Consider the following 13759-nt stretch of genomic DNA (forward strand, 5'->3'; position numbering starts at 1 on the left):
ATTAGTTATTGACATTTGTTTATAATTATTATATCGTAATATTTAGATATTATAATATTAAAATCAGGAGGAATATAAATGGAAAATATTGAATCTTTGTATCATATTGAAACAAATCGAACGTTTACTTTATTAAGAAAATATGCTTGGATTTTTACTTTAACTGTTGCTGTTGGTGGCTTGTGGATTCCCAAATTGGGTCTATTAGTATTACCTGTAATTGCAGGTCTTTCTCTAACTTCATTTTTAAAAGGGAGGTATTGGTGTGGAAATATCTGCCCACATGGAAGTTTATTTGATTCAATCCTACTTAAATTTAGTAAAAACAGAGCCATTCCTCAATTTTTTAAATCTAATTTTTTAAGAATTTCTTTTTTGCTTTTCTTTTCTTTCCAAATTGGAAGAAAAATGATTAATGTAATTAATATTTATGGTCAGGCCCCATTTTTAGATAAATTGGGTTTTATTTTTGTAGCAAGTTATTTAATGGTAACAATATTAGGTGGGATCACATCTATTTTTTATTCTCCCCGAACCTGGTGTCAATTTTGTCCAATGGGAACTATTCAACATCTGAGTTATAAAGCGGGAAAAGCTCTTGGAGTTAATGAAAAAACGGATAAAAAGGTAACAATTGAATCAACAGAAATTTGTCATGAATGTGGAATGTGTGCCCGGGTCTGTCCGATGCAGCTTGAGCCATATTTAGAGTGGAGTGAAAATGGACAACTGGACAACGAGAAATGTATTCGTTGTAACACCTGTGTAGAAAATTGTCCAGCAGGTATATTAGACATAAAATCAGATTCTGCTGATAATTTTAATGTTTGGGAAGAAGTTGATTTAGATTATTATAAAAAAGATAAAATAAAAGCTGAAATTGAAAACATAGAAAAATTTTCAGAAAACATTAAAGAATTTTCATTTAGATTGGAAGAACCTACAAAAATTGATGTTGAAGCTGGTCAATTTATATTAGTTAAGGTCTCTGAAAAACATCAAATGTACAGAGCTTATTCGATTGCTGGTATAGAAGATGAAGGTAGTTTAATTAAAGTAACTGTAATGAAAATGACAGATGGTTATGGGACCAGCATAATTTTCTCTGATTTTGAAAAAGGACAGGAAATTGAACTTAAAGGACCGATGGGTCACGAACTGGTTGTAGATAAAGAGGCAGAGAATGTAATGCTGGTTGGTGGCGGGATTGGAATTACTCCCTTTATTCCAATTGTTGAGGCTATAGTTAATAATGATAACCAAATTAATAGGGCAAAGCTAATTTATGGAGTTAACAAAAAAGATCAATTTCTCTACAGAGAATTCTTCGAGGAAATGGATGCTCAATCTGACAAATTTGAATTTATACCGGTTGTTGCCTTTGATGATAACTGGGATGGTCAAAAAGGATTTGTAACTGATGTTATGGATAACTATGAGCTTGATGATTATAAAATATATATGTGTGGACCTGGACCAATGGAAGCTGCAGCCCGACAATTATTGGAAGATAAAGATTTTGACCAGAGTCAGCTTTATGCAGAATCAACTTAAAATTAAGACTGCAGTTCTTCTAATTCATAAAAAAACGAAAGTATTTCTGCAATAACAGTATATAATTCTTCTGGAATTTCATCACCGATATTGAGTTCAGCCAGGACTTGAACAACATCCTTATCTTCTTTGATAGGGATGTTTTCTTCTCTGGCTTTTTTTATTATTTGTTCTGCAATACTTCCTTCACCGCTTGCAATGATTTTTGGAGCTTGATCCGTGTTTTGATTATATTTTAAAGCAACTGTTTTTTTAGTTTTAAGATTTTCTTTATTCATGTCTGCTGTCACTTTTATTACCTCATTTCTTGGTAAATATAATTATTTTAATAGACTTACTATATTTTAATATCAATATGTTGATATTTCCCCTCGCTGTCTTGATTATTTAACTCACTTAAAATTAATTCATTAAAAAATTGACTTTTTATATCTATTAGATTATCAAAACTTTTAATACTAAAATCTTTAACAGTAAATCCTTTAGCATCTAAAGCTGAATTAAGCTGGCCTAAATTTTTTTCTATTAAGCTTGCAGTTTTAGAGCTTTCTGTAAAAAAGGTAGTATTTATATTATTTTGCTTAATATTAACATTAGTTTGTATGGGTCCAATACCTTCAAATTCCAAGATAAAAGAAATGTTATATCCCGTTTTATTTTTAATGCTTTCCGCCCCTTCTTCTTCCTTTTCTATTTTTAAGAGAAGAGAAGCAAGTTTATTGTCATTTATTTGTAAAGGTATTTCTAAAGCAAGCATTAAAGGCGTATTTTGATTCTGCTGTTGAAGATTGATCAACTTTTGCCCTAAAAGATTATCTGCTATTTCTTCTTCGGCTTTACCGCCAATTTTGTTAAAAAGCTCAAGTATTTGATCTGAAATTTTGCTTTGTGCAGCAAGAGACTCAGTTATTTGAGCGGTAGAATCATTTAAATTAACAGCAGCTTCATTTTTGTTAATAAGGGGCTGTTTGGTATTATTTAAATTAGCAAAAAGTTGATTTTTATTATTTAAATTATCGTTATATTGAATTATATTCTTGTTAAAATGAATTGATATTTCTTTGATTAAACTTTCAGTCAAGGGTAGGTTATTATTTTCTAGAAAAGATAAAGCTTTTAACAGGGATATTTTTTCAGCAGTTCCATCAATATTATTATTAGCTAAAAAATTATTTAAAATCTTAACAGTGTTTTGGTCAAAATTTTCTCTAAAACTATTTGAATCATTTAAAATAATATCCTTTAATTCTTGATCTAGATGCATAAAATTATTTAAAATTTGAGAATCAATATTCTTATTTTGAATTGTACCCGGCTGAGAAGTCTGTTCGGGTTCAACAGAATTAGTTTGCTGAGATGCAGAAGCAGTAGTTTCTTGATTTTGAGCACTAAAATCATCAATGTTTAATAGAGATTTTTTAAGATCTTCAAGACCAAGCTGTTCAAGTAAATTATTTAGTTGATTGTGATTTAAAAAATTTTCTGAAGCTAAAAATTGTTCAAAAGTAGAACTTAAATTACCATTGTTATTGAAAATAGAACGCAGTGCATTTATTAATTTTTCAGAAAAAGGAAGGTTATTACTTTCTAAAAAAGCGAATGCTTTAATTACTGCCATTTTATCTTCAGTAGTTAAAGCAGGATTATTATCTAAATATTGCAGCAGATTTTCCACAGTTTTTTCAGTTAAAGACATTCCCATTTTAGCCCAACTGTCTAAAAGCATTTTTTGAGTATCATCTTCTAAAGATGCTATTAAACGAAAAATTTCTGGCAAAAGCTCTATACCTTTATTTTCAATCTGACTGTCATCAGTATTAATGTTATCTGTGTTTAAAGTTTGTCTTAAAATACCTATATCTAATTTTCTGATTGGTGCTAAGCCATTCATATTCATAATGTGCACTCCTCGAATATTAAAAAATTGTTATATTAGTACATATTTCTATAAATTCGATTGAAATCCTTTAAAAACTAATATATTATTATATTAGATAGTAAAGTTTTATAAAATTAATTGTACAAATATAGAAATTAAAATAAGGAGGTTCATTTATGTCAGAAAATTGTGGAAGTTGCGGTTGTGGTTCTCATAATAATAACTGTGGCAGTCATCAATTAAATGAAGAAGAAATAGAAGCAAGATTAAGAGAAAAAGAAAATCACAGCAGAAAATATACTGTTGAATATAGAATTAGTTTAGACGAAATGGAGTGTCAGTCAGAAGAATTAATTGAGAGGGTTAAAGCTTATTATGGTATTGTTGATGAGCTTGAATTTACAGAAAACGAATTAATAATATCTTATGATGACCGTTTAATTACTCCTGCTGAAATTTCAGATTTAGTTCAATAATTTTTTCGCCTAATGTATAGCTTGAATGGAAGTTTCTTGGCTGTTTTAGATAAAAAAAGAAAAGAGGGAGATTAAAATGCTAAGTCACGAGATAGATTACGAAATAATTGGTGATGACATGCAGGTAGTAGAGGTAGAATTGGATCCCGAGGAAACAGTTGTTGCAGAAGCTGGGGCGATGAACTGGATGGATAATGGAATATCTTTTGAAACCAAAATGGGTGATGGCAGTGAGGTGAATGAATCATTATTAGGAAAGGTTTTTGGAGCTGGTAAAAGAGCAATTACTGGTGAATCAATTTTTATGACTCATTTTACTAATAAGGATTATTCAAAAAAGAAAATTGCATTTGCTGCGCCGTATCCAGGTAAAATAATTGCTTTAGAACTTTCCGAACTACCACAAAACCAATTTACCTGTCAAAAAGATGCTTTTTTATGTGCTGCTTTAGGAACAAAATTGAATATCACTTTTAATAAAAGATTTGGTAGTGGTTTATTTGGTGGTGAAGGATTTATACTTCAAAAATTGAGTGGAGATGGAAGAGCTTTTGTTCATGCAGGTGGAACTGTAGTTAAAAAGGAATTGAAAAATGAAAAATTAAAAGTTGATACTGGTTGTTTGGTTGGATTTACAGCAGGTATTGATTATAATATTGAAAGAGCAGGAGAGTTAAAGTCAATGCTTTTTGGTGGGGAAGGCTTATTTTTAGCAACGCTACAGGGGACAGGTACAGTTTATTTACAAAGTTTACCCTTTTCTAGGCTTGCTGATAGAATTATTAAAAATGCACCCCGTGTTTCCGGCAAACAAAAAGGTGAAGGCTCAATTTTAGGTCAGATTGGAAATATGCTTGATGGTGATAATTTCTAATTAAATTGTAATCTTCTTTACTTGCATTACCTTCCTAAGTATTAGATAATATATATTAATACCCATAAAAATTAGAAATTTGTTTAATAATAGATAAGGGAGGTAATACTATGTTGACTTTAAAAGAAATAAAATCTAATCCAGATTTTCAGCATATGATCAAAGAAGCTAATCATTATCTTTCAGAAAAAGGATATACAGAACATGGATTCAGACATGTTAATTTTGTTTCGGAAACAACTGAAAGAATTTTGAAAGATTTGGGTTTTGATAAAAAAACTGTTGAACTTGGTGCTATTACAGGATATTTACATGATGTTGGTAATATGTTTAATCGCAAACATCACGGTATTTCTGGTGCCAATATAGTCTATACAGAACTCAGACGGATGGAAGTGCCTCTGGAGGATATAACAAAAATTACAACAGCAATTGCAAACCATGATGTAGAAATTGGACAACCAATAAGTCCAATTACAGCTGCTTTAATTCTGGCTGATAAAAGTGATGCTCATAGAACTAGGGTTAACAAGAAAGACTCCACTTTTATTCACGATCGAGTTAATCTTGCAATCAGAGATTCCAAAATTTCTGTAGATTCAGAAGAAGATACTATTACTTTAAGCATAGACTATGATTCTTCTATCAGTCAGGTAATGGATTATTTTGAAATATATTTATACAGAATGGAGTTATGTAAAGAGGCAGCTAAATATTTAGGCTGCAGATTTAGACTTTTAATCAATGAGCTGGAACTTTTAGGTCATGTTAACTTTAAGGAGTAAGGAAGCAAAAACAAATAAAATTAATCTTAATTGAGGAAGGTAATTATGTTTTTTAAATTCTTATTGATATTTATTTTGGTACCACTGATTGAATTATATTTTCTATTAGAAATTAGTCAATTTATTGGTGTTTTTACAACTGTAATGGTAATTGTTTTTACTGGTGCTGCTGGAGTTAGTATTGCTAAAAGGCAGGGCTATCAGGTTGTCAATAATATTCGTTCAACTTTAAATTCTGGTAAAATGCCAACAGATGATTTAATAAGTGCTCTACTAATTTTAATTGGTGGTGTGACTTTATTAACACCTGGATTTTTAACAGATATAACAGGATTTTTATTAATTTTACCAGGTTCAAGAGATCTAATTGGATCAGTTGTAAAAAAATACTTCCTCAAGTATGTTAAAGAAAACAAAGTGGAAGTGCATTATGGAAATCAATTCAATCAGAGAAGAGATAACAGTCAATATAAAAATAATAATAGTGATCAAAGCTATAAAGATGATTTTATTGACGTAGAAGCTGAAAAAGTAGAAGAAGATTAATTAAAATAAATATCTGCATAAAAAAAGAGGAGCCAGTTTAGACTGAGCTCCTCTTTTAATTATTTTATTTAATTTATGCATTTTGATAGAGTAGTCGATGTCTTAAATTAAATACATGAGCAAAGGAATAATTTTTTTCCAACTGCATTTCATATACTAATTTATTAGTCATTAAAACACAAATTCTAAAAGCTGATTCAATATCATTTTTAAAACTGTATTCTCTATTTATAAATTCAACATGTTCTTTTTCAATAAATGTTTCTAAATCATTTCTATAAACAAATTTTTCTTCTAATTCTTTTTTGAAAAAATCTGGATGTAGATTTTGAGCAACTTGATTTAACTGCCATTCATGAAAAATATGAACTGTCTTTTCCCATATTGTACCTGGATTAAGTTCCGGATCATTATGAGCTCTACAAAAATAGTCTGCAATATAATGAAATAATTCTCCAAGTTTAACTGCAAATTTATATGGTCTTTTATCTGGATTCATTTTCTTTAATTCATCAAATTGTCTATAAAAATTTTCCATTGTTTCATCTTTAAAGTGACTTATATTTCCCTCAATAAAATCGGGTTTCATACTTCCCCAGGCCAGTGCCATTTTTGAAAGCCAAATATCATTTTTAGCAAAATGATCATGGATTTTATAAGCCAGCATCTTGTGTGTTCTAGTGTCCAGTTTAAATACCTCCCGGTAAATTGACATAATTTCAAAAAGCTACGATATTTTAATACTATCACAAAGCAATTAACATATCAAGTTGAATATAGATAAGACTTTTGATAAGATTTTACTTGAAAGTAATTTTTAAAACTTACATTGAAGACATATTTTTATAGTACTCTTTTTAGTTTTTTTAAATAAATTCACTATTTATTTAAAATTGTCAAATGAAATCTAAAAATTTTAGAAAAATAAAGCAAATAAAAATTAAATGAGGAGAGATTTTGATGAAAGCAAAAAAATTAACAGGAGAAAAGGCAGCAGAATATATCGAAGATGGAATGATAATCGGTTTAGGAACAGGTTCAACCGCTTATTATGCTATTAAAAAAGTAGGAGAAATGGTTCGAAATGGTCTTAAAATAAAAGCTGTACCTACTTCTAAAGAAACAGCTGAACTAGCTGCAGCCGAAGGAATAGAGCTTGTGGAATTAGCTGATGTAGAGGCTCTTGATTTAACTATTGATGGAGCAGATGAGGTTGATCCAGATTTTAATTTAATTAAGGGTGGTGGTGGAGCATTACTTAGAGAAAAAATAGTTGCCTCTGCTACTGAAAAATTAATTATTGTTATTGATGAATCAAAGCTTGTTGAGCATTTAGGCTCATTTCATTTACCCATAGAAATTACTCCTTTTAGCTGGCAGTATACCCAGCGGATGGTTGAAAAATTTAGCTGCAGCAGTAAAATCAGAAAAAAAGATGGAGAAATATTTGTAACTGATAATGGAAATTATATTTTAGATTGTGATTTTGGAAAAATTGAAGATCCATTAAAAATAAGTGTAGAATTAAATAAGCTGCCTGGAGTAGTAGAAAATGGAATTTTTGCAGAAATGGCTGAGATAGTTGTTGTTGGCTATAATGATGGTCATATTGATGTTTTAGCTAAAGAATAATATTTTGAAATTTTAGTTTAATAATTTTAATTAGATTAATATACTGAAGGGAGCCTGGCATAAAAGCTGAGGCTCCTTTTCAAAATTTAATTTTAATATAAGAATAATTATATCTTAATTAGGCAGCATCGGAAATGTTAGCCAAGTCTTTTTCTGAAATGAATTTCTCCATTAAAATACTGCTGATGACAACCAAAGGTATCGAAACTAACCACCGAATCGCAGTAAAAGAAACACCAACATAACTAGCTTCAAAAAGAGTCATTGGAATTCTACAGATGGCTGCAGTTCCAATATAGCTAAATATTATTCGAGGACTGGCCCCTTTTTTATATAAAGCAGAAGCGACTGGAAAAGCTACATATAAGCCACCGACTGTTGTGCTGGCTAAAATAAGAACCCAAAAATAAGCTAGGAAACCGGAATCTTTTCCTAAGTGTTTTTCTATCAGATCTTTATCAATCCATACTTCAAAGAGACCAATTAAAAGAAAAACAGCTGGTACAAACTTAAGCATTGTTAGAAAAAAAGAATAAAAATTAGCAAAAACTCCTCGAGCAATATTTAAATCTAAAATAAAGCCGACTCCTATCAAAATACTAAAAATAATAAATAACCAGTATTTTTTTAAGTTTATTTTCATTAAATAAACAGCTCCCCATAGAAAAGGCCAATTATTATAGATACTATAATTGCCATTATTAAAGAAATAATATTTCTGATAACTGTAATTTTAATTCCAAAAAAATCTTTTTCGACTGGATAGGTTACTATACCGACCATCATTAAAGTTGTAGTAAAAGCTGCTATTACTGTGTAACTTACACCCTTTTCTAATAAAATACCTGCCAGGGGGAATGCTACAAATCCGGGAATAAAAGCAATTGAACCTAAAGTTCCAGCAAGTGCTACTCCTATTGCTCCACTACCATCACCTAAAAATCTTAAAATCAGTTCATCAGAAACAAAATATAGTGATAAAGCAATTAATATAATCATATTTAAAAACACAGGAGAGTTTTTTCTTATTTTTTTAAAACCAATTTTCAAGCCCTTAATCGTTTTTTCGCTGTCAATCATAAATAATACTGCAGTTAAGGCAGCAGTAAAATAATAAATCATATATTTTTGTTTTTAATTTTAAAATTAAAAACAATCCTCCCTTCTAAAATTTGATTCCGAATCATTATAAATTTAATAAAAATAATTATAACTTTAATAAAATTGTTTTTCTATGTTCTAGCTCACATAATATTTAAAAACATCAGCCTCCCTATTTTGAGCGACTGATGTTAAGTATATAAATTAAAATTAATTAACTATCTATAACATGGGTTTTAAGCCAGTTTATGATATCATCAGACTCATATAAAGGATCACCATCAATGAATAAACAGGGAACCTGCCTTTTGCCACCAATTTCAATGAGCTCAGACTCAGCCTGTTCATCTTGATTAATGTTTTTCAATTCAATTTCTTCTAAGTTATGTTTATCAATTAATCTTGTAACTTTTCGACAATAAGGGCAGGTTGGATAGTAATATAAGACAAGATTAAACATTTTATCATCCTTTCTATATTTAATATTGTTCCTTAAGCTATTATTTCTCTTTAAATGTTCTGATTCCTTTATAAAATCTAAAAAAATAAGATGAATATTGTTTTATATTAGTTATTTTAAATATTCTTTTTAATTTTGTTAGAATAATCTTTAAATAGAAGCAAATTTCTGTTATAATGTTAAATAGGTAACAAGTTTAATTAATTTTTATAACTGATCAAAAAGGTGGAGGAGAAATTGAGAAGACGAGAACGTTTAACTGGGTTTTTAATCATATTTATTTTACTTACTTTTTCGGCCTACAGTAATTCAATGAATGTAGGTGGAAGAATGTCACAGACTAATATTCAGCCTAAAGTTATCAATCAAAATAACACAAAAAATGTTAATTCTAATTTAACAAATAATTCGAATATCAATAGAAAAAATGAGAATGAAAAAAATTTAGATAGAAGTATTAATCTAGATAATTCTAGAGATAAAAATAATGATCAGGGTAAGAAAAAAGAGAATTTGGATAGAACTTTCGAGAAAATTCAGAAAAAACCATTGATTGAGAGAGTCAAGGTACATACTGTTGAAAGTGGAGAAACCTTATGGGATATAGCTCATAAGCATAATTTAAATATTGATTCACTGATTGGTGCTAATAATATTAGTAATATGAACAGCATCAAACCTGGGCAGGAGTTTAAAGTTTTACCTATTAAAGGAATTCTATATCGAGTTTCACCTGGAGAAAGTCTAGGTAGTATAGCCAGTAAATTTAAACTTAAAAAAGAAACTATTATGAAAGATAACAATTTAGATAATCCTTCAAATTTAAAAATAGATCAGGAATTAATTTTAAGGGGCGCTAAACCAGAATTCAGCTATCGAGATCGTCTGGATCAGAAATTCATGTATCCTATAAATACACGTATAACTTCATATTATGGACCTCGCTGGGGTAGAATACATGAAGGGATTGATTTTGCAGCTCCAATGGGTAGTCCAATTAGAGCCGTTAGTTCTGGTAGAGTTGTCTACAGTGGTTGGGCTAATGGATATGGTTATGTTGTAATTGTTGAACACCAAAAAGGATTAAGAACACTTTATGCCCATAACTCTAAATTATTAGTTAGAGTTGGCGAATCAGTTGGCAGAGGTGAGGTTATATCTCGTTCCGGTAACACTGGGAATTCTACAGGGCCACACTTGCATTTTGAAGTGCAGGTTAATGGACGTCCGGAAAATCCACTAGATTATATTCATCGTTAAAATTTAATATAAATACTACTCCTCATTATTAATTTAGTGGGGAGTTTTTTTATGTAAAATAATAAGCCAGGACAGAAATTTTAAAATGCGTTATAAATTAAAGAGTATGAAAATTCTTGACATTAATAAATATAAGTTATATAGTATTGTTATAAGGTTATAACGTTATTTTGTCATAACTTTAAATTTCAATTAGAGGTGAAATTATGAAAAAAACAAAAATATTATTTGCGGGAGAGTCCTGGCATTCGAATATTACTGAAGGTAAAGGGTTCAATTTTTTTTCAATAGGAATATATGAGGAAGCTGTAAAGTGGATTAAACAAGCATTAAATACATCAGAATTTGATTTTGTTTATCTGCCATCTCACAAAGTTCCAGCTGAATTCCCAAAATCTAAAGAAGCATTGAATGAATTTGATGTTATAATACTGAGTGATGTAGGAGCAGATTCTTTACTTTTGTCACCCGAAACTTTTCAACAATCAATTAGAATGCCTAATAGAATAAAGTTAATTAAAGATTTTGTTTATAATGGTGGTTCTTTATGTATGATTGGAGGCTATCTGACTTTCCAAGGAATAGATGCTAAAGGTCGGTATCATAATACAGAGATTGAAGAAATACTACCAATTAAAATGTCAGCATATGATGATCGTAAAGAAGTTCCAGAAGGCTTCAATTTAGAGTTATCAGATATTAATCATCCAATAACAAAAAATATACCTAAAAAATGGCCTTATTTTTTGGGTTATAATAAATTAGAATTAAAAGAAGATGCAAAACTGCTGGCGGAATATGATGGTGATCCAATTATATCAGTAGCAGAATTTGGTGAAGGTAGAACTATGGCCTTTGCATCTGATTGTGCTCCACATTGGGGTTCTCCAGAATTCTGTGAATGGGAATATTATTCTGTTTTTTGGCAGCAGGCAGTTAGATGGTTAGCTAATAATTAAGAAAAGAGGACTAGATTATGAAATCTAAAAAAATAATAAATTATATAGAGGAAAATAAAGATGTTTTTATAGATTTTTTAAAAACCTTAATTTCTAAAGATACAACAAATATCAATCATGGTCTTGATGGAGGAAATGAAAAGAATGGTCAAGAAATAATAATTTCTAAATTTAAAGAATTGGGATTAGATATAGAGGTTTTTGAACCAGATAATAATAAACTCAAAAAATATAAAGAGTCTTCTTTGGGTCATAATTATAAAAATAGGCCAAATGTTGTAGGGATTTTAAAAGGGGAAGATAAAGAGAATTATAAATCTGTTATTTTAAATGGACATATTGATACAATGCCCTTTGCTAGCATAGATAAGTGGTTTTCACACCCTTTAGATCCAATAATCATTGATAATAAAATATATGGACGAGGCTCCTGTGATATGAAAGGTGGGCTAGCAGCCCTGATTTTGGCTGTTGAAGTATTAATTAAATTAAATTGTGACATTAAAGGCGATATAATTATAGAAAGTGTTGTTGATGAAGAAGGGGGAGGCAATGGAACTCTTGCTTGTGTTGATAAAGGATACAAAGCTGATTTAGCAATTGTAGCTGAGCCAACTGAACTGAAACTGATGAAAGCTCATATGGGATGGGTATTTTTTAAAATGGATATAGAAGGAAAATCTTTACATTCAGGCTTGAAATGGCTTGGTGTTAATGCTATAGAGAAAACTATTAAAGTTATGGATGGATTAAAAGAACTTGAAAAAGAGTGGCTTCTTGAAAAAAGAGATTCAATTCTGCCACCTCCAACTATAAATTTTGGTACAATTAATGGCGGAACTGCAGGTTCAGTAGTTCCTGATAATTGCAGACTGGATTTTGGTATTCATTTTTTACCAACTGATGCGGATGAAAATGGTCTGGGTTCAAAAGTTGAAAAAGAAATAATTGATAGAATCAATTTAATATCCAATGGTGATGCATGGCTAAAAGATCACAAGCCTAAGTTAACAAAATATCAGGAAGGCAGTCCTTTTGAAATGAAAAGCAAAAAAGGTTTTTTGCAAATATTTAGTGATAATTTCAAGAAAATCAGGAAAGAGGAGTCTTTAATTAGTGGTTCTGAATATGGTTGTGATGCTCGCTTACTTCAAAATTATTCTAAGGTGCCGACATTAATGTTTGGACCAGGGAGTATAAAACAAGCACATGGAATCAATGAATATCTAGATCTTGATCAATATATTGATTATATAAAAATAATTGCCCTCAGTCTTAATGATTTAAATAAATAGTTTAATTATAAAAATATTGAAAATATATTGACTTTAATAGAAAAATGAAGTATTATATAAACATAGAGACGTTATAATGACATAATAATTAAATACAAGGAGGGCGTTTATTTATGAAAGTCGATAGAAATGATCATTTACCACTGTATATTCAATTAAAAAATATTATAGAAAATAAGATAAAAGAAAAAGATTGGAAACCAGGAGATATTATACCTTCAGAAAAAGAACTTCAAAAACAGTTTGAAGTTAGTAGAATTACAGTGAGACAGGCTGTTAAAGAATTAGAAAATGAGGGACTTGTTAAGAAAAAACAAGGGAAAGGAACTTATGTTTCGTTTCCTAAATTATCACATGAGTTGCCAAATTTAACAAGTTTTACAGAAGATATAGAGTCTAAAGGCTTAAATCCTGAATCAAAAATAATTAGTATTGAGAAATTAATTGATTCAGAAATAGCAGAAAAATTAGGTGCAAATTCCAAAACTGTTTTTTTAAATGTCAAAAGATTAAGATTAATAAATGGAGAAGCAGTTGGAATTCATGATTGTTATTTAGATACTAATATCTTAGATCAAAAAGCAGTACATGAAATTAAAAATATGGATAATGAGACGTCACTTTATGATATTATAGAAAAATATAACATAACTATAAGCCATGCCGATGAAACTTTAGAAGGTGGTATATCTGATCCTTATGTAAGCAAATTACTAGGGATAAAAAAAGATTTCCCACTACTTATTTTAGAAAGAATCACTTTTACAGATAACAATGAAGCATTCGAGTTTGTTAAAATGCATTATAGAGCTGATAAATATAAATACTCAATTAGATTAAATCGTAATTAAAAAGATTTTATAAAAAAGTTAATTTATATGCAGATTAATTAAATTTTAGTCTGGATATTTATTATAGAACCAAAAATTGTTGTTTAG

General features: G+C 29.5%; 16 protein-coding genes. 10 read left to right on the forward strand and 6 right to left on the reverse strand.

Annotated features, from left to right (window positions below):
- Window positions 1-78: 78 nt before the first annotated feature.
- Window positions 79-1554, forward strand: coding sequence for a 4Fe-4S binding protein (locus tag HSACCH_RS13700; protein WP_005487741.1), 1476 nt, complete (start codon window positions 79-81; stop codon window positions 1552-1554).
- Window positions 1555-1556: 2 nt separating this feature from the next.
- Here the strand turns inward: HSACCH_RS13700 and HSACCH_RS03030 are convergent, their stop codons facing one another.
- Both HSACCH_RS03030 and fliK read right to left on the reverse strand, forming a co-directional pair.
- Complete coding sequence (locus HSACCH_RS03030; protein ID WP_005487742.1) at window positions 1557-1844, reverse strand: EscU/YscU/HrcU family type III secretion system export apparatus switch protein; 288 nt, start codon at window positions 1842-1844, stop codon at window positions 1557-1559.
- 47 nt (window positions 1845-1891) lie between these two features.
- Window positions 1892-3451 (reverse strand): flagellar hook-length control protein FliK, encoded by a 1560-nt coding sequence (fliK, locus tag HSACCH_RS03035; RefSeq protein ID WP_005487751.1) that lies wholly within the window; start codon window positions 3449-3451, stop codon window positions 1892-1894.
- A 158-nt stretch (window positions 3452-3609) separates the two neighbouring features.
- Here fliK and HSACCH_RS03040 point away from each other — a divergent pair, with 158 nt between their 5' ends.
- From HSACCH_RS03040 to HSACCH_RS03055, 4 genes are all read left to right on the forward strand, one after another.
- Window positions 3610-3909 (forward strand): hypothetical protein, encoded by a 300-nt coding sequence (locus HSACCH_RS03040; RefSeq protein WP_005487752.1) that lies wholly within the window; start codon window positions 3610-3612, stop codon window positions 3907-3909.
- Window positions 3910-3985: 76 nt separating this feature from the next.
- Window positions 3986-4783: a TIGR00266 family protein gene (locus HSACCH_RS03045; RefSeq protein WP_005487753.1), complete on the forward strand. Its 798-nt coding sequence runs from the start codon at window positions 3986-3988 to the stop codon at window positions 4781-4783.
- Window positions 4784-4893: 110 nt separating this feature from the next.
- Entirely contained in the window at window positions 4894-5568 is a 675-nt protein-coding gene (locus HSACCH_RS03050; RefSeq protein WP_005487754.1) for an HD domain-containing protein, read from the forward strand.
- A 45-nt stretch (window positions 5569-5613) separates the two neighbouring features.
- On the forward strand, window positions 5614-6114 hold the full coding sequence (locus tag HSACCH_RS03055) for an FxsA family protein (RefSeq protein WP_005487755.1): 501 nt from the start codon (window positions 5614-5616) through the stop codon (window positions 6112-6114).
- A gap of 73 nt (window positions 6115-6187) precedes the next feature.
- Here HSACCH_RS03055 and HSACCH_RS03060 read toward each other — a convergent pair whose 3' ends face one another.
- A complete protein-coding gene (locus HSACCH_RS03060; protein WP_005487756.1) occupies window positions 6188-6781 on the reverse strand; it encodes a zinc dependent phospholipase C family protein in 594 nt (197 codons plus the stop codon).
- Window positions 6782-7074: 293 nt separating this feature from the next.
- On the opposite strand from HSACCH_RS03060, the gene rpiA reads away from it, so the two are divergent.
- Window positions 7075-7746, forward strand: a complete 672-nt coding sequence (gene rpiA, locus HSACCH_RS03065; protein ID WP_005487757.1) for a ribose-5-phosphate isomerase RpiA — start codon at window positions 7075-7077, stop codon at window positions 7744-7746.
- Between the two features lie 118 nt (window positions 7747-7864).
- On the opposite strand, the gene HSACCH_RS03070 is transcribed toward rpiA, so the two are convergent.
- The 3 genes from HSACCH_RS03070 to HSACCH_RS03080 all read right to left on the reverse strand — a co-directional run bounded on the left by HSACCH_RS03070 (window position 7865) and on the right by HSACCH_RS03080 (window position 9307).
- Window positions 7865-8389 carry a permease gene (locus tag HSACCH_RS03070; protein ID WP_005487758.1) on the reverse strand — a complete coding sequence of 175 codons (525 nt, stop codon included), beginning with the start codon at window positions 8387-8389 and terminating at the stop codon, window positions 7865-7867.
- Window positions 8389-8868: a hypothetical protein gene (locus tag HSACCH_RS03075; protein ID WP_005487759.1), complete on the reverse strand. Its 480-nt coding sequence runs from the start codon at window positions 8866-8868 to the stop codon at window positions 8389-8391. Before HSACCH_RS03075 ends, HSACCH_RS03070 begins: the two co-directional genes overlap by 1 nt.
- Before the next feature lie 193 nt (window positions 8869-9061).
- Entirely contained in the window at window positions 9062-9307 is a 246-nt protein-coding gene (locus HSACCH_RS03080; protein ID WP_005487760.1) for a glutaredoxin family protein, read from the reverse strand.
- 237 nt (window positions 9308-9544) lie between these two features.
- Here HSACCH_RS03080 and HSACCH_RS03085 point away from each other — a divergent pair, with 237 nt between their 5' ends.
- The 4 genes from HSACCH_RS03085 to HSACCH_RS03100 all read left to right on the forward strand — a co-directional run bounded on the left by HSACCH_RS03085 (window position 9545) and on the right by HSACCH_RS03100 (window position 13672).
- Window positions 9545-10567 (forward strand): M23 family metallopeptidase, encoded by a 1023-nt coding sequence (locus HSACCH_RS03085; protein WP_005487762.1) that lies wholly within the window; start codon window positions 9545-9547, stop codon window positions 10565-10567.
- Between the two features lie 206 nt (window positions 10568-10773).
- Entirely contained in the window at window positions 10774-11526 is a 753-nt protein-coding gene (locus tag HSACCH_RS03090; RefSeq protein ID WP_005487763.1) for a glutamine amidotransferase, read from the forward strand.
- Between the two features lie 17 nt (window positions 11527-11543).
- Window positions 11544-12821 carry an ArgE/DapE family deacylase gene (locus HSACCH_RS03095; RefSeq protein ID WP_005487764.1) on the forward strand — a complete coding sequence of 426 codons (1278 nt, stop codon included), beginning with the start codon at window positions 11544-11546 and terminating at the stop codon, window positions 12819-12821.
- 113 nt (window positions 12822-12934) lie between these two features.
- Window positions 12935-13672, forward strand: coding sequence for a GntR family transcriptional regulator (locus HSACCH_RS03100; protein WP_005487765.1), 738 nt, complete (start codon window positions 12935-12937; stop codon window positions 13670-13672).
- The last annotated feature ends 87 nt before the right edge of the window (window positions 13673-13759 follow it).

Source organism: Halanaerobium saccharolyticum subsp. saccharolyticum DSM 6643, from assembly GCF_000350165.1.
Classification (GTDB): Bacteria; Bacillota; Halanaerobiia; order Halanaerobiales; family Halanaerobiaceae; genus Halanaerobium; species Halanaerobium saccharolyticum.

Excerpts from the sequence above, each read along its gene's own strand:
- HSACCH_RS03050 (WP_005487754.1), top strand. The coding sequence starts at position 4,894 with ATGTTGACTTTAAAAGAAATAAAATCTAATCCAGATTTTCAGCATATG.
- HSACCH_RS03070 (WP_005487758.1), bottom strand. The coding sequence starts at position 8,389 with ATGAAAATAAACTTAAAAAAATACTGGTTATTTATTATTTTTAGTATT.
- fliK (WP_005487751.1), bottom strand. The coding sequence starts at position 3,451 with ATGAATATGAATGGCTTAGCACCAATCAGAAAATTAGATATAGGTATT.
- HSACCH_RS03040 (WP_005487752.1), top strand. The coding sequence starts at position 3,610 with ATGTCAGAAAATTGTGGAAGTTGCGGTTGTGGTTCTCATAATAATAAC.
- HSACCH_RS03055 (WP_005487755.1), top strand. The coding sequence starts at position 5,614 with ATGTTTTTTAAATTCTTATTGATATTTATTTTGGTACCACTGATTGAA.
- HSACCH_RS03080 (WP_005487760.1), bottom strand. The coding sequence starts at position 9,307 with ATGTTTAATCTTGTCTTATATTACTATCCAACCTGCCCTTATTGTCGA.
- HSACCH_RS03095 (WP_005487764.1), top strand. The coding sequence starts at position 11,544 with ATGAAATCTAAAAAAATAATAAATTATATAGAGGAAAATAAAGATGTT.
- HSACCH_RS03045 (WP_005487753.1), top strand. The coding sequence starts at position 3,986 with ATGCTAAGTCACGAGATAGATTACGAAATAATTGGTGATGACATGCAG.
- rpiA (WP_005487757.1), top strand. The coding sequence starts at position 7,075 with ATGAAAGCAAAAAAATTAACAGGAGAAAAGGCAGCAGAATATATCGAA.
- HSACCH_RS03060 (WP_005487756.1), bottom strand. The coding sequence starts at position 6,781 with ATGCTGGCTTATAAAATCCATGATCATTTTGCTAAAAATGATATTTGG.
- HSACCH_RS03075 (WP_005487759.1), bottom strand. The coding sequence starts at position 8,868 with ATGATTTATTATTTTACTGCTGCCTTAACTGCAGTATTATTTATGATT.
- HSACCH_RS03090 (WP_005487763.1), top strand. The coding sequence starts at position 10,774 with ATGAAAAAAACAAAAATATTATTTGCGGGAGAGTCCTGGCATTCGAAT.
- HSACCH_RS13700 (WP_005487741.1), top strand. The coding sequence starts at position 79 with ATGGAAAATATTGAATCTTTGTATCATATTGAAACAAATCGAACGTTT.
- HSACCH_RS03100 (WP_005487765.1), top strand. The coding sequence starts at position 12,935 with ATGAAAGTCGATAGAAATGATCATTTACCACTGTATATTCAATTAAAA.